The sequence below is a fragment of the Variovorax sp. P1_G12 genome, from assembly GCF_056405555.1.
Genome location: NZ_JBFUBW010000003.1, coordinates 39,986 through 58,676, shown reverse-complemented (window position 1 = coordinate 58,676; position 18,691 = coordinate 39,986). Strand labels below are relative to the sequence as shown.

Genomic DNA, 18,691 nt, shown 5'->3' with positions numbered 1-18,691 from the left:
GTCGTGCTACCACTCGCCCTGTGCCTTGCCCCACAACCAATGCAGACCGTGTGCCGGGTTGACATTGAACAGGTTGCCGCCCGGACCGGGAGAGGGGTTGGTTACCGCCTTGGGATCCATCCGCGCCACGTAAGCGCCGGAGGTCGGAGCATGAATCTCGTCGTTGACCACGTCGTAGATCTCCGTGCCGCTGAAGTCATCCGTGGACGGATAGTTTGTCCCATCGAACTTCCAGGCCCCCACCTGGATGCCCGCACTCGTAGGAGTCGTCGCCCGCGCCACGAAGTAGTTGCCGATGATCAAGCCGAGCAGCTGTCCGGCCATGCTGTCGACCGGATAGTGCAGGCCTGCCACCGTCCGGTTGATCGCGATGCGGTCCGCCTGCCGCATCAGTTGTTCCCGCAACTGTTGCGCTGTCAAAGCCGTGGTGCCTGGACGAAGAACGAGTTCGTAGAGTACGCGTGCCACCGCATGGGCCTCGGTCGAATGGCCGCTGGGCAGCGAGCCATGAATCGGCGTCTGAAGGATGGGCTCGATCTGCGGCGAGTATTCGTTGGGCCGCCGCACGCACATCGCATTCTTGAAGTTCATCTCGGCGTACTTGGCGAGGCGCAGCACGAGATCCAGCAGTTCGAAGGTGTATCTGTGCCGCACGGGGTACAACGGCACGACGGCGCTCCAGAACGCGTACTGGGGTGTCATCTGGTCGACGATTTCCCGCGCACGGTCGGCGCGAAGATCGGCGTATCCGTTCATCAGTTCGAGCTGGTCGCCCAGAATGGCGGACGAGGGGCGAACCATGGAGATCAGCGCGCGCCAGTTGCCGGTCGGCGCCGCCGTGCCCGATGCGCTGCCTGCCTCCTCCAAGCTGTAAAGCGTCGCCGGGAACGGACCGCCGGCCGGGCCTTCGAAGGCGAAGTACAGCGACGACAGCAATTCGGATTCGAAGACGAATCGTCGTATCCGGCGATCCCAGCGTTCCAGCGGCCCCGGGACCGTCTGCGCGATGTCGGCACTTTTCCAAGCCGGGGGATTCTTGTAGTCCCAACTGCCCGCGATCCCGTCCCGTTGCGCGATCAGGCCGGAGACCGGCATTCGCCTTGCAGCTCCGCGCACGCCTTCGACACCCTCCACACCCTCCACACCCTCTACACCTTCCACCCCTTCGACACCCTCGACCCCTTCCACGCCTTCGAGATAGCTCATTTCGAATTCTCCTTATTGTGGAATTCCGGCGCTGTGCAAGGCGCGGGCGACGACCCGACCCAGTTGAAACGGCGCTGCCGGAGACCGCTCCAAGAAATGGGAAACCTTGAAATCCGGATCGATGTTCAGCAGCTCGCGAGCCCTCGCCCGAGCTTCTTCTTCGCGACCCAACTCCCACAGCGCGGTGATCAGCGCGCGCAGGGTCGACGTATGTGCCCGGTTCAGACGCAGCGATGCTTCCGCAAGGCTCACGGCCCTCGGATACTGGCCGGCCGCCAAGGCGGCTGTTGCAGCCAGCGAGTCGAAGTAGTACTTCAGCGGATCGAGAGGCGACAGCCTCAGCGCCTGTCGGGTGTGGCGCACCGCTTCCTTGCCCTCGTCGCGGAACGCATGCAGCGTGCCCTTGAGCAGCCAGGCGAGGGAGTCGTTGGGGTTCTCGCGCAACGCCGCCTCGTAGCGATCGTGCGCCACATCGAGGTTCTTCAGGATGTAGGTGTTGACCTGACCCTCCACCGTCATCGCCAGCGAGAGCGTCGGATCCCGATCCAGCGCGCGACGTGTGTTCTCCAAGGCACGCCTTCCGTCCGCATGCACATCGTCGGACCACCCCTGGGTCACCCGCAGCACGTACGACTTGGCCAGCCAGGCGTACGGAGGCGCCAGGCGCGGCGACCGCTCGATCAGCGCCTCGAGCATCAGATTCGCCCGCAGAGCCGCCCAGGGCGAGATCCGATGCATGAGGGTGATACTGGCCAGAAGCAGCGTGCGGCTCTCAAGCGTCGCCAAGGCGTTGCCGGCAGCACGCCGCAGTTCATGCGTCATCAATGCGCCGCAGATCTCGCTCACCAACCGGTCGGCGAGCTCGTCCTTGCCGGCGATGACGCCCTTGACCGCGCCTCTCAACGTCTTCGACCAGACGACTTTCCGCGATTTCACCTCGGCCAGTTCCGTTCTGAGTCTCAGCAGATCGCCGCTGATCGACACCGTGCCCGAGACCAGGTAGTCGGCATTCAGGTGGTGCGCCAGGGTCTCCAGCTTCATCTTGCGCCCCCCCAGCGAGATCGTCGACAGCCGCGACACCACATTGATCTCCTGCGAGCGGGACAACGCCGTGATCACGTCGTCCGCCAACGCCTGCCCGAGAACCGACTGTCCCGCCGTCGCGCCGCGCACGACAAACGGAATCACGGCCACCGTGGCCTTCAGATCACCCTCCGGCACATCGAGCTCGATCAGATGCTCGCCCGGGGCACCGACCCGAAAGGCGCGAACGGGATGTGTCACATGTTTGAGATAGCACTCCCCAAGGTCTTCGACGTCCGCATCGACCCCTGGAACCAGCTGGTCGCGCACCTCGGCCGACACCACGATCTCGTCCGGACCGGCCAGTGTCGCAAGGCGGGCGGTCAGGTTGACGCCGTGCCCGTAGATGTCGCGTGCATCGGCGATCAGCGGGCTGACGTGCACGCCGATGCGCACTCTCATCTTGCGATTGTCCGCAAGGCCGGCATTCGAAGCCAGGCTGAGCTGTTGAAGCGCCAACGCCGCCTGGACGGCGCTGGGCGCGGAGGGAAACTCGATCATCAGGCCGTCGCCCAGACTCTTGACCAGACGACCGCCGAAAGCCGGCGCGATCCGATCGGCGGCTTCCGCCGCATACGTTCGCCAGCGCTGGATCGCGCCCCCCTCGTCTTCCTGGATCAACCGGACCGATTCGACGACATCGACGACCAAGATGGCGCGCACGACACGCTCGAGGTCGACTTGGAACCGGTCCAGAGTCCACAGTTTTTCCACTATGGGATTGTGGATGTCGCGTTCGACGGGAGCAAGCCCGTCCTCGGCGCGCATGGGGACGGCGCGACCTTGGCGCCGCCGAGCCGGTGGCCTCGATGGGCATCTCCCCCGAACAACCGCCCGAGCGCACCAGAAACGTACGCAACCCGCGCCCGTCGGACGAATGACGGAATCCACCGGATCGCTCATGGGGTAGCTTTCACTGCCGTGCCGATGACGGTTTCACGACAGCACCTTAGATCTTTCGCGGCCCTCGCACATCCCCTGAATGAATGAGGCGAGGACTTCTTCCGCTCACCATGAGTGCGCGAACACGCCCGGCCTCACCTGGCCCGAGGCCGCGACGGCCCGAAGCCGGCGGATGACTCGCCTCGGCACGTAGCCTGAGTTTTCAGATGCGCTTTGTGCTGCTGCCGCCGCCCGGCCGCCAAGCGGCCAGAATAGCCCCCTATGACTCTCCAGTGGCGCGCATTGCAAGACAGCCTGAAGCGGGCCGCCGATGGCGCGATCGCGCCGAGGTGGCGGCGTTGAACCCCGGCCCCGGACGGACTTCGCCACTCGTGCGCGGCCTGCTGTACGCCTTCGCCGTGCTGTGCCTGATCCTCGGGCTGATCGGCGTGGTCCTGCCCGGAATGCCGACGACGGTGTTCATCCTCCTGGCCGCCTGGGCGGCTGCGCGCAGCTCGCCGCGGCTGCACGGCTGGCTGCTCGATCACCGCCTGTTCGGTTCCCTGCTGCGCAACTGGCAGAACGGCCGCTGCGTGAGCCGCAGCGCCAAATGGAGCGCCACCGCCACCATGGCGATCTGCGCCGTGATCGTGTCGCTGACGGCCCACAAGCCATGGCTCGCCGCGCTGGCCATCGGCTGCATGGCCACGGTGCTGGCCTGGCTGTGGTCGCGCCCGCTGCCGCCGCCCTGAGGCCCGGCGACAGGCGTCTACGACGAGGTTCTGCGCCGACAGGTTGGGTTCTTCTACGACCGTGATGCCGACGTGTGCTATGAAAACATGGGCCCCTCGCCTATATTGATTCAAACCCGTTTTTGAGCAAGGTGGCCCATGGAGCGATACATCGAAGGGCGTCAGATGCACAAGCACGCCCGCGTGCAAGGTCAAGCGCTGAGATCCATTCTGATGGTCACGACGATCGCAGGGCTTCATTTGATGTGGGGATGCACGACAAGCAACCGTGCGGCCGAGGCGAGCACGAAGACAGTACAGCTTTCGGCAACGAGGATGAACGCGGGGCAAGTTGGCAAGGCATTCCTGCGCCCACAGGCGGATGCCACCGTGGTGACGATCGAAGTCTCAGGCCTCAGCGTTGCGACGACGGCGCCTGTGCAGTTGTATATGGCTGTGTTTGAAGGTCGATGTGGAAACCTTGCGCCAAACCCGAAGTACGCATTGAACAAGGTCGTTCTGGTGACCGAGATCAACAACCCTACGTCGCTGTCCCCTGCCAGCGGGCCCTTTCGCTTGACCAATACGGCGCCAGCAACGCTGTCTCAGCTGACCGGTTCGCCTCATGCGCTGGTCGTCCGAACGAGCCCCGCGGATCTGAACCGAGAGGTTTTCTGCGGGGATCTGTGAGTTTGGCACTGGCGTTTCCGGTGCGCGCCCTGTCGCCATTTTTCGCCTTGCGCTGCGCGGGCACAATGCAGCCACGAGCCCGGCGATAGGCTGCTGCTCACAAACAACACGGGGGCTAAGTTGCGGAAAGTCATCGTCTGGCTTTGCTTGATCGTTGCGACCACCGCATTTGCCGAGGGGATGCCTCCTTGGCGAACGTCGACACACGAAGAGCAGCGCCTCGACGTCGCCGCGTTCGAGAGCGTCGACAAAGGTATCGCCAAGGAGCTGGGCGATGTTCAGAGCGTGGTTGTTGTCCTCCAAGGCCGCACGGTGTACGAGTACTACCGCGATGGCAACCCGGACGCCTTGCGAAACACCCAGTCGGTCACCAAGAGCGGCTTGGCCCTCCTGGTGGGTACTGCCTTGCAGCGAAAGCAACTCGCCTCTCTGGAACTGCCGGTCGTCGACCTCATGCCCGAGTGGCGACCGCTCAATCCGGACCCCCGTGCGCAGGCCATCACGCTCAGGCACCTGCTCGCCATGACAACCGGGTTCGAGGTGAACGACAGCACCGGAACTGCCGCGTCCCTCGCTCCAGCTGCAGCTTGGGCGAGGCCAATTCGAGCAGAACCAGGCCAACGGTTCGCCTATGACAACAGCGGGCCCACGATGGTTCAGGCCATCCTTGAACGGGTCACTGGGCGCCCCATCGCCGACCTGGTGCGCGACCAACTCGTGACGCCTCTTGCCATGCGGGAACCTGCATACCCTCGCGGCATTGCGTGGATGAGGACCATGGACATGGCGAAGTTGGGTTATCTGCTGCTGCAGGATGGCCGATGGGCGGGCCAGCCGGTGCTTCCAGTCGGGTTCGTGGCGCAAATGGTCAAACCTCAAAGTTCCGGCGGGCCGCCGGTTGGCTTGCCCTATGGGCTTTTCTGGTGGGCGGCTTCCGGCTCGACTTACTTCGCCAGCGGCTACGCTGGCCAGCTCATCTGGGTTCATTCGCCGCTTGGCCTGGTCGTCGCCATGACCTCCGCGGTATCGCCGGATAGCGCGCAGCGCGGCCAGGCGCTGCAGCTCGCGCGAGGGCCCGTCTTCCAGGCCGCGCAGAGGCGGCTGGCCTTGGACCGGAAGTAGTGCCTTCAGCAGGCGCGAGTGAGACGCTCCAGCTCGAACCCGCAGTCAGAAGCCGACACACGTCGAGTGGCTTGCCGGGAGCACGGGTTCATGACAGCCAAACAGCAGGGGAACGTGACATGAAGGTGGAACAACTCGAAGGCTTCGTCGATGTACTGAAGCTGCGATTCGCCCAGAACATGCATCGACATCCAGCGGTCGACTGGGCTGCGGTGCAGGGTCGCCTGCAAGGCCGCCCCGACAAGCTCAGGTCGCTCCACGAGATGGAGCGGACCGGCGGGGAGCCCGATGTCATCGGCGCGGTGGATGACGGCGGCGCCTTCCTTTTCTGCGATTGCGCCGCTGAAAGTCCGCAGGGACGCAGAAGCCTCTGCTACGACGCGGAGGCCTTGCGTTCGCGTAAGGAGAACAAGCCCGAGGGCAACGTCATCGACATGGCCAAGGCGATGGGCATCTCGCTGTTGACGCAGGCGCATTATCGCCAGCTTCAGGAGGTCGGCGAGTTCGACATCAAGACCTCCAGCTGGGTGGCGACGCCCCCTGAGGTCAGAAAGCTCGGCGGAGCGCTCTTTTGCGACCGGCGTTACGACAGTGTCTTCGTCTATCACAACGGGGCGCAGTCGTACTACGCCGCCCGTGGATTCAGAGGGGCGCTCAAGGTCTGACGTTCATGATGGGGCGCCCGCATCGTGCCGACCATCGGTGCCGGATTCCCCTGAGCATCGCGCGTCAAGACGCAGGTGGGTCCACAGCCTCGAAGATGTCCCGCAGCCACTGCGCGAAAACGCGTACGCGCGACGACAGCTGACGGTTCTGCGGGTAGAGCACCGAGACCGGCATCGGCGGCGGCGCGAAGCCCGGCAGCACCACCTTCAGGCGGCCGTCCGCCAGCTCGCCCGCCACGCGGTAGCGCGGCACCTGCACCAGGCCGAGACCGGCAATGGACGACCCCGTGTAGATGTCGGCGCCGGTCACCGAGACGGTGGCGGGCAGGTCCACGACCGTCACCCGGCCATCGACGGTGAACTCGAGCGGCACCACCTTGCCTGTGCCGCCGGAGATGTAGTTGACGGCACGGTGCGAGACCAATGCCTCCAGGCTGCCAGGCTCGCCATGCCGCGCCAGATAGTCGGGACTCGCGACCGTGACTTGCGGCAGCAGCGCCACGCGCCGCCCGACCATCGACGAGTCCTGCAGTTGGCCTGCGCGCAGCACGCAGTCGACACCTTCGCGTACGAGATCGACCAGCCGGTCGTCCTCGCCGATGTGCAGTTGTAGCTCCGGATAGCGCGCCAGAAAGCCGGGCAGCGCCGGTACCACGAAGTGCCGGGCCAGCGTGCCCTGCAGGTTCACTCGCAGCTGGCCCTTGGGCGCCGCATTCCTGAACGCACCTTCGGCCTCTTCCACGTCCGCCAGCAGCCGCACGCAGCGCCGGTAGTAAGCCTCGCCGTCCTGCGTGAGACGCACGGTGCGGGTGGTCCGCTCCAGCAGTCGCGTGCCGATGCGTGCTTCCATGCGCTTGATCAGGGTGGTGACGGTGGCACGTGGAATCCGCAGGTCGTCCGAGGCCTGGGTGAAGCTCTGGCGTTCGGCGATGCGCACGAAGGCCTGCATTTCCTGGAAGCGATCCATGGGGTCGGTCCTCGGCTTTATTGTTTACGCATATGGAATTGTATTGACGATATTAGGCTGATTATCTTTGCGTTGGAATGAAAGAACATTCGTTTCACCAACCAACCCCTGAAAGGAACCGCACCATGAACACCCCCCGCAACACCCGCGTCGCTCTCGTCACCGGCGCATCGCGCGGCATCGGCGCTGCCGTCGCGCAACGCCTCGCCCGGGACGGCTTTGCCGTCGCCGTCAACTACGCTTCGGGGGCCGGGCCGGCCGAGGCGCTGATCGCCGAATTGCAGGCCGCCGGCGCGAGGGCGATCGCGGTCCAGGCCGACGTGGCCCATGCCGAGGAGGTGCGCCGCATGTTCGACGCCGTAGAAGCGCAACTCGGCCGGATCGACGTGCTGGTCAACAACGCCGGCGTGCTCAAGACCGTGCCGCTGGCCGAGCACACCGATGCGCTCTACGACCAGACCTTCGATGTCAACGTGCGCGGCACCTTCAACACGCTGCGCGAAGCCGCCACCCGGCTCAATGAAGGCGGGCGCATCGTCAACTTCTCGAGCACCACGCTCGCGCTGAACATGCCCGGCTACGCGATCTACAACGCCACCAAGGCGGCGGTCGAGGCCTTCACGCACGTGATGGCCAAGGAGCTGCGCGGCCGCAACATCACGGTGAATGCCGTGGCACCCGGCCCGATCGCCACCTCGCTGTTCCTCGACGGCAAGACCGAAGAGCAGGTCCAAGCGTTCGCGAAGATGCCGCCGCTGCAGCGCCTGGGCCAGCCCGAGGACATCGCCTCGGTGGTCTCGTTCCTCGCCGGCCCGGATGCAGGCTGGGTCAACGGCCAGATCCTGCGCGCCAACGGCGGCGTGGCCTGAGTGCTCCCACGCGATTCCCAAGGAGCAACCACCATGCGACAGCCTTCGTCCGACGCGGCCGCCCCGCGCTTCTTCAGTCTCTCCTATTCGTCTTTCACGGCGGCCGCTGCCGTGGTCGCCGCCGCCGCGTCGGCGATGGCCATGGTCCTCGAACTGCCCGTCTGGGCGATGTTCGTCGGCTGGGTGGCCTTCTATACCCGTGGCGTCACAGCGCGCGACGGCGTGTTCAACCTCGTCTGCGTGAGCCTGGGCGTGCTGATCGGCAAGGGCGCAGCCGTGGCCATCGGTGCACTGGCACCGGTCGTGGGCGCCGCGGCGCTGCCGGCGGTGGTGCTGGTCGTCGCGCTCATCGTGGTGTCGATGCGCAGCGTGCCGCGCATCAACAACCTGCTGTGCTACTTCCTCGGGCTGATCGCGTTCTTTGCGGTCCACCAGCCGCCTTCGCTGTCGCTGTTCGCCACGCTGGCCGGCGCGGCCGCGCTCGGATCTGCAGCGGCATGGGCGGCCCATGCGCTGCAGCGCCGCGTGCGTTGAGGCCAGGCGATTTCCTTCCAGTTTCCTTCCCGTCCACTCACATCCATTCCAGGAGCTCCATCATGCAATCCGTCATCCTCGTCACTGGCGCCGGCACCGGTATCGGCAAGCTCACCGCCCAATCCCTCGCCGAAGCGGGCCACATCGTCTATGCATCGATGCGCGACATCGCGGGGCGCAACAACGGCCGCGCCACCGAGCTGCGCACCTTGGCCACAGCCAGGGGGCTTGAGCTGCACCCACTCGAACTCGACGTGCTCTCGCAGGCATCCGCCGATGCCGCCGCCGCGACCATCGTTCGCGAGCAGGGACATCTCGACGTGGTGATGCAGAACGCGGGCCATCTCGTGGTCGGGCCGAGCGAGGCCTTCACCCCCGAGGAGATCACGACAGTGTTCGACACCAACGTGCTCGGCGCCCAGCGCGTGAACCGCGCCGTGCTGCCCTACCTGCGCCGGCAGGAGTCGGGGCTGATGGTGTGGATCAGCAGCACGACCACCAGGGGCGGCTTCCCGCCGTTCATGGGCCCCTACGGCGCGGCCAAGGCTGCGATGGATTCGCTGGCCGTGACGCTGGCCTACGAGATCGCGCGCTTCGGTATCGAGACCTCGATCGTCGTGCCGGGGGCGTTCACCCGGGGCACCGACCACTTCCAGAGCGCGGGCAAGCCCGCCGATGCGGCGACCGCCGCCGCCTACAGCCGCTATGACGGCGTGATGGACCAGATCAGCGAGCGCCTCTCGGCCCTGACACCCGACGATGCCGACCCGCAGGCCGTGGCCGACGAGATCGTCCGGATCGTGGGCCTGCCGGCCGGCACGCGGCCGATGCGCTCGCTGATCGACTTCGTGGACGACGGCGCCACCGAGGTGTTCGAGGTGTCCGAGCGCGTGCGCATCGCCTTCGCGAAGCGCATCGGCATGGGTGACCTGCTCGAAGCCAGAGTCCGCCGCTGAGATGCGCAAGCCAGTGGGCCTGCAATGTCGGTCCTGGATCTGACAGGTTGTGCGCAGAGCGGGCGCGCGGACATCCGGGCCCAAATCGCCATGTCGGTCCGTGAGAAGCTGACATTCGATGGCCTTCGGCCCGGATGGCACCTCAGTTGCTGATCAAGCAATTTCGTCGCGGCGGCCCAGGCGGCGAGCTGTTTTCGCAATACCTTGAGACCGACCGTCGATGCAGAACTTCAGAGGTGGCGCGGAAAATGGTCTGCAGCGCGCGCTTCAACGCATATTCCAGCTATAGGTCACTGACCCGTAGGATTGCTGTTGATGGTTGGACTGGACCAGTGGATTCGCGCTCTGCAGCGAGAAGCTCAGCGACGAATGCTGCCAGCCGTATGCGATGCCCGCCACCGCGACGAAACGCGACTTGCGCAGCTGCGCCGTTGCGCCGGAGGGAACGTCGTCGCTGATGCCCACATGGTTGAAGAGGTGATCGGCGGAGAGTCCGGCATAGGTAAACCAGCCGCGGCCGATCACGAAGGGATCGGCGCTGTGCGTCATGACCCGCGGGACGGTCGGAAAGCTGCGCTCCAATCCCACGCCGTAGCGCAGCATCACGGTGCCGCCGAGGGAGGTTTCGAGGTTGCCAAGGGCGCCACCGGCGAGCGCGACGAAGTCGCCGTTGGCCTTGCCGGCTTCCGCGGCACCCAGCGGAAAGCGCCAGGCCCGATAGCGCTCAATGCCCACCAGTGCCTTGTTGGAAACCTGGCTGTCCCAGCCCTCCGGGCGGTCCGCGCCCACGATGCGATGAATGAGGCGTTGCGTCTGCTCGGCGCCGGCGGCCGGGCCAATTACGCCCATGTTGACCGCCGCCATGTCAGCGATGTCATCGTGGACGAACACCTGCGTAGAGCGAAACATCAGAGCCCCGACATAAGGCGCGTCCTTGGGGTCCGGTCTGCGCATCGTGAGGTCGCGCGGGGTCACCATGATTTGGCCCAGTGCCGAGGAAGCGAGCGTCGCCTGCGGCAGGCCAAGCCAGCCGGCGATCGGCTTCATCAACAGAGAAGGCTCCACGCTGCTTTCGCCTGGCGAGGTCACCCGCACGACTGAAGCAAAGACGCCATTGGTGTAGCCGCCACCATCGCGCCCGAAGAAGACGTCGTTCTGGAACAGCATGGAAGCGAAGCGCTCTTCGGCGAAAGCCGGGGCTGCGGCGGCGCAGCCCAGAACAGCGATCGCAACCAAGAACCGGCGACTTCGCAGCATCGCCGGCACCTGCACGACGCGAAAGACAAGCATCGGCGCTGTAGTGGCAGTCGTGTCGGAGCGCTCGAGGGTCGCGGAATGTCGGCTCATGGATCGTGGGGGTGTGAGGTGGGTGGCGTTTTTGCAGACTGCGAATAGACACGTGGTCGATGTCGGAATCAGTTCTTCAACGGGACGATGCTGAACCGGACCACTTCATCCGATCGAGAGAGCTCGTGCGCCAGGCGCGCAGGAGAAGTGGAGCGCGATCTGTCCGGGGCAATCACGCAGAAGCGCCAGACCGGCACGGTGTCCGCGTAGCTGATGCTGAGGCTGTGGTGCACCAGGCGATAGCCATGCGTCAGCGCCACCTGGGCCAGTTGCTCGAGCTCCGGTGCCGTGTCGCGGCAGAAGCTGAGGGACACGTCGAAGACGGCGCGTCCGGGCAGCTTGCGCTCCACCTCGTGGACGAGCGACATCGAAAGCAAACAGAGCACGGCCATCACCAGGGCCGCCGCGTACAAGCCGACCCCTAACAGCACACCGACGGCGGACGCCGCCCAGATGGATGCGGCCGTGGTCAGCCCTCTGACGTTGAGTCCGTCCTTGACGATGACCCCGGCGCAAACAAAACCCACGCCCGTGACGACACCCTGCACGATGCGCGTCGCATCCGGCGCCACCTGTGCGGCCGCGCCGCCGTACCAGAGCGGCGCATAACCCACGAAGACGGTCAGCGCCGTCGACGCCATGCACACGAGCCCATAGGTGCGCATCCCGGAGGCACGGCCGCTGTACGAGCGCTCGTAGCCCATCAGCATTCCCAGCAGGAGCGCGCCCAGCAGGTTCACGCCGATCAGCGCGTTGGCTTCGATGAAGCTGCCGGACCAGTAAACCTGCAGGTTATTCAGCGAGGACATGGCGCAACCGTCCTCATGGCTTTTCCGCGCCCGACGGCGCGGGGCCCGTGGCCATCGACTGCGCGCCCAAGCTGCGCCGCAGGCGCTGGAATTCCGGGTTCTCGCGCAACACCTGCCGGCCCGCCGCCTGCAGGTCGTGAGCGTGCGCAGGGAGAATTTCGAAGGCCGTGGGGACGCCCATCAGCAGTCTCCGCTTGCCCGAGTTCTTGAGGTCGCTCAGGCTCGCGTTGATCAGATAGACTTCCGCGTCCGCAGCGAACGGGCTGCCTGCGCGGCCTCTTGCTTCGCGCAGTTCCCCTTCGAGGCGCTGCATTGCGTCTTTCACCATCTCCGTGGTCTCCCCGCTGAAGCGGGAGCCAGCCCCGAAAACCAGCGTCTGCACCACCTGGCTCGCGCCGGGCACCCGGTCGGAATCGTCGATGGCCGTGGCGAGGCCGCGCTCGGAGTTCACGGTCACGAGCACGATCTTGTGCACCGAACCCGGCGGCATGGTGCGGAACGTGTCCAGGAGTGAGCCGCTGGCGATGGTGTGATCCATGAGGCCGCGCACGCCGAGGTTGTCCGCCACTCCCCCGTCGACAAGATGGATGTACGGACGCTCCTTCGCGTTCCGGTAGCTCTCCGCGATCCGGTGCAGGACGCGGGCCGAGAGGTTCCGTTCGGGTGCCATGGCCGTCTCCAGCCCCTGGGCCTGCGTGCAGGTATCGGCATAGTTGCGCACCGTCACCGGGCTCAGCAGGAGGGGCACAGCGGAAGACGCCGCCACGGCGAAGGACAGGGGCACGGACTCCAGGTCGGAGCAAATCAGCCCGAACTGCTCCGGCGTGAACTCGAAGGGCACTCCGGTGGTGAGATCGGTGGCCGTGACCAGCAGGCGCGGCCAGGGACGGCGCTGGCGCAGGTCGCCGAAGGTCGTGCCACGGAACACGGTCTCGAGCCGACTGGCGAGGACCTGGGTGCGGCCCCACCAAGGCGAAGTGAGCTGGTACGTCGAGACCGGAGACAGGGCCTGCCGGATCAGCCCCGACTGGAAATTCACCAGCAGGAAGTCGTGTTCGAAGCGGGTGAAAACCTCATCGCCGAAAGCCGCGTAGTAGGCCGCGAGAATGCTGCCGCCGGAGACCGCACTGACCAGCCCTACTTCGTCCAGCAGCGTGGTCTCGCCGCGTTGCGTCTCGAAGCGCGTGGCCTTGAGCTCCTGCAGCACGCCCAGTCCGAATGCCGCCGCGCGCGCACCGCCACCGGAAAGAGTGACCGCCGCGATCACCGGGTGTGCTGTGACCTGCCCGTCGACGGCGACCACCGGACGCACCATCGGCTGGATCGTCGCCTCCGGCGTGATCGGCTCGTTGGTCCAGGGACGCACCGTGGAGCATGCGCCGAGCAGCAGGCCCAGGGCGCAGACCGATGCGTTGCGCGCGAGCCGGCGCGCCACATTTGGGACAAACAGATTCATCGAGCTTCCTTGTGCGGCTTGAATCCGCAGGCCAGAAGATAGAACCTCGGCCGCGCGAAGTCGTCTCCTTGCGGTCGCATTTCGGTGCGTGTTTGGTCAGACATGCGCACACCGAATCCGGACCGAAGTCAGACGATTCATCCACGACTTCGCAAGAGGCACGGCCTACGCTTCTGGCATCGGCTCCACCCGGGCGAATCCGGCGCCGTAACCCTTCCACCTCCCACGTCATTCAGGAGAAAAGATATGAGAAACACATTCACAGGCGCGCTGGCGGCACTCGTCCTCGTGACAGGGGCAGCAAGCGCCCAGGCGCAGGTTGCAGGCTCCACGCTGCTCAGCATCGGCGTCACGGAGGTGCGCGAGATCGCCAACGGATTGAGCGCCAAGAAGCAGATCCTCGGGCAAGAGGTCGTCAACGAGAACGGCGAAACCGTGGGCCGCATCACCGACGTCATCGTCGCGCCGAACGCGTCCGTCTCCTACGCCATCGTGGGCGCTGGCGGTTTCCTGGGCGTGCGCAGGCACGACGTAGCGATCCCGGTGGGGCTGTTCAACGTTTCGGGGGACCGCCCGGTGCTGCGTGGCGCCACGCGCGAGGCGATCAAGGCCATGCCGGCCTTCGAGTACACGCGCTGATCACGGCGCCGCCGCTCACGACCGGAGGTTTCACCATGCGCCAGGCGCTCTCTTCGTCCTTCAGCGGGGCGGCCGCAGCCGCGTCGCAAGCGGAGCCCGACTCCTTCATCCTGCTGTTTCGGTCCCTACTGCGCAATGGCCAGGCGTTCGCGTTCGCCTGCGACCCGCGAGGTAGCGTCGACATGGATGGCATGAGCGAGCGAACGCGCAACAACTACCTGTACGCGCGGGCGATGATCGGTCGCGAACTGGCCTTGCCGAGCGTGCACAGGCACGTCGAGCGGGATCGGGATCACGTGTAGCGGCCCCGGCCCCACCTAGAGTCCGGCGCGGATTGCCTCGAGCTCCCTGCGGCAGGCCTCGCCGAAAACCTTCAGCGGGTCGGGGTCCTCCGAATGCGCAATGCGGCCCACGTCTTTCGTCGTCAGGTTGGTGGCGAAGTACTGGTCCGCGATCCGCCGCAACAGGCGCTCGGCCTCGGCGAGCACCTCGGCCGAGGCGGTGAGCCGGATGCGATTGAGCAGCGCGTACGCCGGGAGGAGCGTCTCCGGCTGCTCGAGCGTATGCGTCAGCGCATCCACAAGGAGCTTGCCGCACTCGGCGATGAATTCACCGTAGAGGGCTTCGTGCTTGCGAATCTCCATCCCGATCAATTCGCGCCGGCCGTGCGTCTTCTGGGTGATCCACGCGATCGCGATCGTGGCCGAGCTGCCGGCCACCGACCCCAGCACGCCTGCGAGGGCACCGACGCTGATGTCCGTCATGGGGCCGCCCGTGACCGCAGTTCAAGCACGCCGCCAGTCCGCCGCGAGGTCTGGGAAACGCTTGCGCAGGCGCTCGACCACGTACGATTCGATCGCGGCGGTCGGGATCTGGCCCCGGACCTCGGCCGATTTCTCGCGCACCGCGAAGTGCAGGACCAGCATGTCGTGCAGCTTGCCGAACGCGATCGGATTGTCGGTCCCGCATACCGACGCATCGCGCTTCAGGACGCGCTCGATCACGCCCGACTGGAGCAGCTTGGCCCGGCACAGCAGCGCCATCCGCGCGATTTCGCGATCGATGTCCTCGAGATTCGCAGCGACGCGATAGTCATCCAGCCTCATGTTCATGGTCTTGCCTCCGTCAAATGGGGGTTGCGTCCGCCGATGGGAGAAACGCCTTCGCGCAGCACGTCGAGGGCGTGGAAAGCCGCGACCCATTCCTCGTTGGTGGGCTCCACCGCCACGCGCACCCGGCCGCGCCCGCTGGAGATCGTGGGTGCGTGGGCGCGGTTGGCGTCTTGATCCAACTCCACTCCCAGCCATTGCAGACCGAGGCAGATGCGCTCGCGCAGCACCGCGCTGTGCTCGCCGACGCCGGCGGTGAACGCGAGCAGGTCCAAGCCGCCGAGCACCGCTGTCAGGGCGCCGATCTCGCGCACGATGCGCCGAACGTAGAGGTCCAGCGCCATGCGCGCCCGGGGATTCGTGTCCTCGGCCGCCAGCAGGACCTGCGGGCTCGGCGAAAGCCCCGAGACACCGAGCAGTCCGGACTCGCGGTACAGCAGTTGTTCGAGCTCCTGCACACCCATCTTGTCGACTTGAAGCAGGTGCAGCAGCACGCCGGGGTCCATCGCCCCGCAGCGCGTGCCCATCATCAATCCATCCAGCGCGGAAAAGCCCATGGTGGTGGCGACGCTGCTCAGCCCCTCCATCGCGCAGAGGCTGGCGCCGCTGCCGAGATGCGCCACGATCGTGCGCCTGCGCGCCGCGGGTCCATGGCGTTCGGCCAGGGCGATGGCCAGGTACTCGTAGGACAGGCCGTGGAAGCCGTAGCGGCGCACCCCGCGTTCCCACAAGGCATGGGGCAGCGGCAGCATCTGCTCCACTTGCGGCAGCGTCCGGTGGAAGGCCGTGTCGAAGCAGGCCACCTGCGGCAGATGTGGCGCCTCGCCCAGCAGCACCTCGATCGCCTCCAGGGCATAGGGCTGATGCAGTGGCGCGAGGGGGATGAAGCTGCGCAGTTCTTCCAGCACCACGCGGTCCAGGCGCACCGGGGCCGTGTACTTGCTGCCGCCGTGCACGACCCGGTGAACCACGGCGGCCGGCGGCCGGCCACCCGTGCGCCGTTCGATGCAGGCACGGACGTGCTGCAGGGCGGCGTGGTAGGGCCGCTCGGGATCGAGCTCCAGAGCCACGGACGCGCCGTCTGCGTCGATCAGGTGCGCCTGCGTGCCGCCGATGCCTTCGACTCGGCCGGCCCAGAGCGGGCGTCGCGGCAGCGGCGTGGCGCCGGTGTCGAAAAGGGCGAACTTGATGCTCGAAGAGCCGCAGTTCAGGACCAGGATGGGATCGCCCGTCAACGCGGAGCCGGGGAACGGTTCGGGAGCTTCCCGGACGAGAAGGCCGACGGCGCCTTCCCGCGCAGCGGGCTGCAGCATGGCGGCGCTCACGGCTGCGGCTCCAGGTTGGCTGCGGCAGCGGCGGGCGCCACCGCCCGGGCGGCCGCCGACTGGGGAGGCTGCCGCGCGGCGCCCGCACCTTGCGCAGCACCGCGCGCGGCGACGAGGGCCACGGCGCAGGATGCGATGCGGGACTCGCGCGGGTCGGCCCGACTGGTGAGCACAATCGGGACGCGCGCGCCGAGCACGATGCCGGCGCTGGCCGCGCCGCCGAATTGCTCCAGCTGCTTGGCGAGCATGTTGCCGCTTTCCAGATCCGGGACGACCAGGATGTCGGCGGCGCCCGCGACCTCGGACACGATGCCCTTGACGCGCGCGGCGGCAGCCGACACGGCGTTGTCGAAGGCCAAAGGCCCGTCCACCAAAGCGCCCTCGATCTGGCCCCGGTCGGCCATCTTGCACAGCGCCGCGGCGTCCAGTGTGGCGGCCATGTTGGGATTGACCGTCTCGACTGCGGCGAGGACGGCGACGCGCGGCCGTGCGACCCCGAAGGCATGCGCGAGGTCCACCGCGTTGCGCACGATGTCGAGCTTGTCCAGAAGCGTCGGCGCGATGTTGATCGCGGCGTCCGTGATGATGAACGGCCGCGGGTAGGCGGGCGTCTGCATGACAAAGCAATGGCTCATGCGGCGACCGGTGCGCAGCTTGCTGGCCACCACGGCGGACATCAGATCGTCGGTGTGCAGGCTGCCCTTCATGAGGGCGTCCACCTGGCCCTGGAGCGCCATCTCCACGGCGCGCGCGGCCGCGACGTGGCTGTCCGCGACGTCCTCGATGGGCAGGCCACGGATATCCAGGCTGGCCTCTCGGGCGATGGCCTGCAGGCGCTCGCGCGGCGCGACCAGCACCGGGTCGATGAGGCCGGCCGCGTGGGCATCGAGCGAGGCGGAAAGGCTCACGGCATCGCAGGGGTACACCACCGCCATGCGCAGCCGCCCCAACGGCCGCACGCGCTCGATCAGCCGCGTCAGTTCATCTTCGTGCGATGACGCAATGCCCACCTGCGGCAGGCTGCCGCGCGGGCGCTCGAAGCGTTCCGTCGGCGCGCTCACCGTCGCGACGCCGGTGATCACCTGCTGGCCGTGCTGGTTGACGCAAGCGCAGTCGAGGACCACGCTGTGGTTCGTCTCGTCTCGCGCGGTGATCGTCACCGTGACGGACAGGGTGTCGCCCACCCGCACCGGGGCCCGAAATTCGAGCGTCTGGGCGCGGTAGACCGTTCCCGGCCCGGGCAGACAGGTGCCTATCAGCGTCGAGATCAGGGATGCACCCCACATACCGTGGGCGATGACGCCCTGGTAAGGCGTGGAGGCGGCGAACTCGGCGTCGGTGTGCTGCGGGTTGATGTCGCCCGTGATCGCCGCATACAGCTGGATGTCGGCAGCACTCAACGTGTGCTCGATGGTGGCGCGATCGCCCACGGCGATTTCGTCAAAGGTGCGGTTGCGCAGCACCGCCAGTTCATGGGAATGGGAAGTAGAGGACACGATTCTTTCGCCTTGGGGTCGTTGGTCATGCAAGGATGTGGAAGCCGCCGTCCACGTAATGGACGTCGCCGGTGATCGCCTGAGCCGCACCGCTCACGAGGAACGCGCACAGCGAGCCCACGTCGTCGATCTCGACCTCGCGCGGCAGGGGCGCCCGGCAGCGTGCGTCTTCGATCAGGTCGTCGAAGCCGGGGATGCCGGAGGCCGCACGCGTGCGGATCGGCCCCGGCGACACCGCGTTGATGCGGATGCCGCGCGGGCCCATCTCGGTGGCGAGGTAGCGGACCGAAGCTTCGAGCGCGGCCTTCACCGGCCCCATCACGCCATAGTGCGGCACGACTTCGGCCGCGCCCAGGTAGCTCATGGTCAGCAGCGCACCTCCCTCGTGCATCAGCGGTTCGGCCAGACGCGCCATCCGCACGAACGAGTGGCACGAGATGTCCATCGCGCGGGCGAAGCCCTCGGGGGAGCTGTCGGCCACCCGCCCGTGCAAGTCGGCGGAGGGGGCGAAGGCGATCGAGTGCAGCACGAAGTCGAGGCGCCCCCAGCGCTGCCGGACGGCATCGAAGACGGCTTCCATCGCACCCGGTTGCTCCACGTCCAGCGGCATGGAAATGGCGGCGGAGAGTTCCTGCGCCAGCGGCTCGACGTGCGGGCGGGCCTTATCGTTCAGCCAGGTCACGGCGAGATCGGCGCCGCACGCGCGGAACACGCGCGCGCAGCCGTAGGCAATGCTGTGCTCGTTGGCGATGCCAACCACGAGGCCCTTGCGGCCGGCGAGCAGCGATTGGGATTGGACGTCCAT

Annotated in this window: 20 protein-coding genes; 9 read left to right on the top strand and 11 right to left on the bottom strand. The window is 66.6% G+C overall.

The features are described from left to right. Positions 1 to 6: 6 nt before the first annotated feature. Positions 7 to 1,206 (bottom strand): phosphatase PAP2 family protein, encoded by a 1,200-nt coding sequence (locus AC1D2O_RS04410; RefSeq protein WP_478085565.1) that lies wholly within the window; start codon positions 1,204 to 1,206, stop codon positions 7 to 9. Positions 1,207 to 1,218: 12 nt separating this feature from the next. Continuing rightward, positions 1,219 to 3,057, bottom strand: a complete 1,839-nt coding sequence (locus tag AC1D2O_RS04405; protein ID WP_478085564.1) for an adenylate/guanylate cyclase domain-containing protein — start codon at positions 3,055 to 3,057, stop codon at positions 1,219 to 1,221. A 473-nt stretch (positions 3,058 to 3,530) separates the two neighbouring features. On the opposite strand from AC1D2O_RS04405, the gene AC1D2O_RS04400 reads away from it, so the two are divergent. From AC1D2O_RS04400 to AC1D2O_RS04385, 4 genes are all read left to right on the top strand, one after another. Continuing rightward, the gene (locus AC1D2O_RS04400; RefSeq protein WP_478156302.1) at positions 3,531 to 3,923 is read left to right on the top strand and encodes a YbaN family protein; all 393 of its coding nucleotides are present in this window, start codon (positions 3,531 to 3,533) and stop codon (positions 3,921 to 3,923) included. A 138-nt stretch (positions 3,924 to 4,061) separates the two neighbouring features. Further along, on the top strand, positions 4,062 to 4,592 hold the full coding sequence (locus AC1D2O_RS04395; protein ID WP_478085561.1) for a hypothetical protein: 531 nt from the start codon (positions 4,062 to 4,064) through the stop codon (positions 4,590 to 4,592). A 120-nt stretch (positions 4,593 to 4,712) separates the two neighbouring features. Further along, positions 4,713 to 5,714 carry a serine hydrolase domain-containing protein gene (locus tag AC1D2O_RS04390; protein ID WP_478085560.1) on the top strand — a complete coding sequence of 334 codons (1,002 nt, stop codon included), beginning with the start codon at positions 4,713 to 4,715 and terminating at the stop codon, positions 5,712 to 5,714. A 119-nt stretch (positions 5,715 to 5,833) separates the two neighbouring features. Beyond that, positions 5,834 to 6,379 (top strand): DUF4256 domain-containing protein, encoded by a 546-nt coding sequence (locus AC1D2O_RS04385; RefSeq protein ID WP_478085558.1) that lies wholly within the window; start codon positions 5,834 to 5,836, stop codon positions 6,377 to 6,379. 64 nt (positions 6,380 to 6,443) lie between these two features. On the opposite strand, the gene AC1D2O_RS04380 is transcribed toward AC1D2O_RS04385, so the two are convergent. Continuing rightward, positions 6,444 to 7,346: a LysR family transcriptional regulator gene (locus AC1D2O_RS04380; protein ID WP_478085557.1), complete on the bottom strand. Its 903-nt coding sequence runs from the start codon at positions 7,344 to 7,346 to the stop codon at positions 6,444 to 6,446. Positions 7,347 to 7,471: 125 nt separating this feature from the next. Between AC1D2O_RS04380 and AC1D2O_RS04375 the strand changes: the two genes are divergently transcribed. The 3 genes from AC1D2O_RS04375 (at position 7,472) to AC1D2O_RS04365 (ending at position 9,705) form a co-directional block, all read left to right on the top strand. Next, positions 7,472 to 8,215, top strand: coding sequence for an SDR family oxidoreductase (locus AC1D2O_RS04375; RefSeq protein WP_478085556.1), 744 nt, complete (start codon positions 7,472 to 7,474; stop codon positions 8,213 to 8,215). 33 nt (positions 8,216 to 8,248) lie between these two features. Next, positions 8,249 to 8,749: a DUF1097 domain-containing protein gene (locus AC1D2O_RS04370; protein WP_478085554.1), complete on the top strand. Its 501-nt coding sequence runs from the start codon at positions 8,249 to 8,251 to the stop codon at positions 8,747 to 8,749. A 62-nt stretch (positions 8,750 to 8,811) separates the two neighbouring features. Next, complete coding sequence (locus AC1D2O_RS04365; RefSeq protein ID WP_478156300.1) at positions 8,812 to 9,705, top strand: SDR family oxidoreductase; 894 nt, start codon at positions 8,812 to 8,814, stop codon at positions 9,703 to 9,705. A 267-nt stretch (positions 9,706 to 9,972) separates the two neighbouring features. On the opposite strand, the gene AC1D2O_RS04360 is transcribed toward AC1D2O_RS04365, so the two are convergent. The 3 genes from AC1D2O_RS04360 to AC1D2O_RS04350 form a co-directional block, all read right to left on the bottom strand. After that, positions 9,973 to 11,052: a lipid A deacylase LpxR family protein gene (locus AC1D2O_RS04360; protein WP_478085550.1), complete on the bottom strand. Its 1,080-nt coding sequence runs from the start codon at positions 11,050 to 11,052 to the stop codon at positions 9,973 to 9,975. A gap of 68 nt (positions 11,053 to 11,120) precedes the next feature. Further along, positions 11,121 to 11,861 carry an MgtC/SapB family protein gene (locus AC1D2O_RS04355; RefSeq protein WP_478085548.1) on the bottom strand — a complete coding sequence of 247 codons (741 nt, stop codon included), beginning with the start codon at positions 11,859 to 11,861 and terminating at the stop codon, positions 11,121 to 11,123. 13 nt (positions 11,862 to 11,874) lie between these two features. Continuing rightward, complete coding sequence (locus AC1D2O_RS04350) at positions 11,875 to 13,317, bottom strand: patatin-like phospholipase family protein (protein WP_478156298.1); 1,443 nt, start codon at positions 13,315 to 13,317, stop codon at positions 11,875 to 11,877. A gap of 246 nt (positions 13,318 to 13,563) precedes the next feature. Here AC1D2O_RS04350 and AC1D2O_RS04345 point away from each other — a divergent pair, with 246 nt between their 5' ends. Further along, positions 13,564 to 13,956 (top strand): PRC-barrel domain-containing protein, encoded by a 393-nt coding sequence (locus AC1D2O_RS04345; RefSeq protein WP_478085544.1) that lies wholly within the window; start codon positions 13,564 to 13,566, stop codon positions 13,954 to 13,956. A 35-nt stretch (positions 13,957 to 13,991) separates the two neighbouring features. Continuing rightward, positions 13,992 to 14,258, top strand: coding sequence for a hypothetical protein (locus AC1D2O_RS04340; protein ID WP_478085542.1), 267 nt, complete (start codon positions 13,992 to 13,994; stop codon positions 14,256 to 14,258). A gap of 15 nt (positions 14,259 to 14,273) precedes the next feature. On the opposite strand, the gene AC1D2O_RS04335 is transcribed toward AC1D2O_RS04340, so the two are convergent. The 5 genes from AC1D2O_RS04335 to fabI are packed head-to-tail and all read right to left on the bottom strand — an operon-like array spanning position 14,274 to position 18,691. Next, a complete protein-coding gene (locus AC1D2O_RS04335) occupies positions 14,274 to 14,720 on the bottom strand; it encodes a hypothetical protein (protein WP_478085541.1) in 447 nt (148 codons plus the stop codon). Between the two features lie 21 nt (positions 14,721 to 14,741). Next, positions 14,742 to 15,068 (bottom strand): hypothetical protein, encoded by a 327-nt coding sequence (locus tag AC1D2O_RS04330; RefSeq protein ID WP_478085539.1) that lies wholly within the window; start codon positions 15,066 to 15,068, stop codon positions 14,742 to 14,744. Next, positions 15,065 to 16,390, bottom strand: a complete 1,326-nt coding sequence (locus AC1D2O_RS04325) for an acetate/propionate family kinase (RefSeq protein WP_478156297.1) — start codon at positions 16,388 to 16,390, stop codon at positions 15,065 to 15,067. The genes AC1D2O_RS04330 and AC1D2O_RS04325 overlap by 4 nt, the downstream gene beginning before the upstream one ends. Next, positions 16,387 to 17,886, bottom strand: a complete 1,500-nt coding sequence (locus AC1D2O_RS04320) for a bifunctional enoyl-CoA hydratase/phosphate acetyltransferase (protein ID WP_478085535.1) — start codon at positions 17,884 to 17,886, stop codon at positions 16,387 to 16,389. Before AC1D2O_RS04320 ends, AC1D2O_RS04325 begins: the two co-directional genes overlap by 4 nt. Positions 17,887 to 17,911: 25 nt before the next feature. Then, positions 17,912 to 18,691, bottom strand: a complete 780-nt coding sequence (fabI, locus tag AC1D2O_RS04315) for an enoyl-ACP reductase FabI (protein WP_478085533.1) — start codon at positions 18,689 to 18,691, stop codon at positions 17,912 to 17,914.

Excerpts from the sequence above, each read along its gene's own strand:
- AC1D2O_RS04335 (WP_478085541.1), bottom strand. The coding sequence starts at position 14,720 with ATGACGGACATCAGCGTCGGTGCCCTCGCAGGCGTGCTGGGGTCGGTG.
- AC1D2O_RS04395 (WP_478085561.1), top strand. The coding sequence starts at position 4,062 with ATGGAGCGATACATCGAAGGGCGTCAGATGCACAAGCACGCCCGCGTG.
- fabI (WP_478085533.1), bottom strand. The coding sequence starts at position 18,691 with ATGGACGTCCAATCCCAATCGCTGCTCGCCGGCCGCAAGGGCCTCGTG.
- AC1D2O_RS04340 (WP_478085542.1), top strand. The coding sequence starts at position 13,992 with ATGCGCCAGGCGCTCTCTTCGTCCTTCAGCGGGGCGGCCGCAGCCGCG.
- AC1D2O_RS04355 (WP_478085548.1), bottom strand. The coding sequence starts at position 11,861 with ATGTCCTCGCTGAATAACCTGCAGGTTTACTGGTCCGGCAGCTTCATC.
- AC1D2O_RS04380 (WP_478085557.1), bottom strand. The coding sequence starts at position 7,346 with ATGGATCGCTTCCAGGAAATGCAGGCCTTCGTGCGCATCGCCGAACGC.
- AC1D2O_RS04410 (WP_478085565.1), bottom strand. The coding sequence starts at position 1,206 with ATGAGCTATCTCGAAGGCGTGGAAGGGGTCGAGGGTGTCGAAGGGGTG.
- AC1D2O_RS04350 (WP_478156298.1), bottom strand. The coding sequence starts at position 13,317 with ATGAATCTGTTTGTCCCAAATGTGGCGCGCCGGCTCGCGCGCAACGCA.
- AC1D2O_RS04360 (WP_478085550.1), bottom strand. The coding sequence starts at position 11,052 with ATGAGCCGACATTCCGCGACCCTCGAGCGCTCCGACACGACTGCCACT.
- AC1D2O_RS04345 (WP_478085544.1), top strand. The coding sequence starts at position 13,564 with ATGAGAAACACATTCACAGGCGCGCTGGCGGCACTCGTCCTCGTGACA.
- AC1D2O_RS04385 (WP_478085558.1), top strand. The coding sequence starts at position 5,834 with ATGAAGGTGGAACAACTCGAAGGCTTCGTCGATGTACTGAAGCTGCGA.
- AC1D2O_RS04365 (WP_478156300.1), top strand. The coding sequence starts at position 8,812 with ATGCAATCCGTCATCCTCGTCACTGGCGCCGGCACCGGTATCGGCAAG.
- AC1D2O_RS04405 (WP_478085564.1), bottom strand. The coding sequence starts at position 3,057 with ATGCGCGCCGAGGACGGGCTTGCTCCCGTCGAACGCGACATCCACAAT.
- AC1D2O_RS04330 (WP_478085539.1), bottom strand. The coding sequence starts at position 15,068 with ATGAACATGAGGCTGGATGACTATCGCGTCGCTGCGAATCTCGAGGAC.
- AC1D2O_RS04375 (WP_478085556.1), top strand. The coding sequence starts at position 7,472 with ATGAACACCCCCCGCAACACCCGCGTCGCTCTCGTCACCGGCGCATCG.
- AC1D2O_RS04370 (WP_478085554.1), top strand. The coding sequence starts at position 8,249 with ATGCGACAGCCTTCGTCCGACGCGGCCGCCCCGCGCTTCTTCAGTCTC.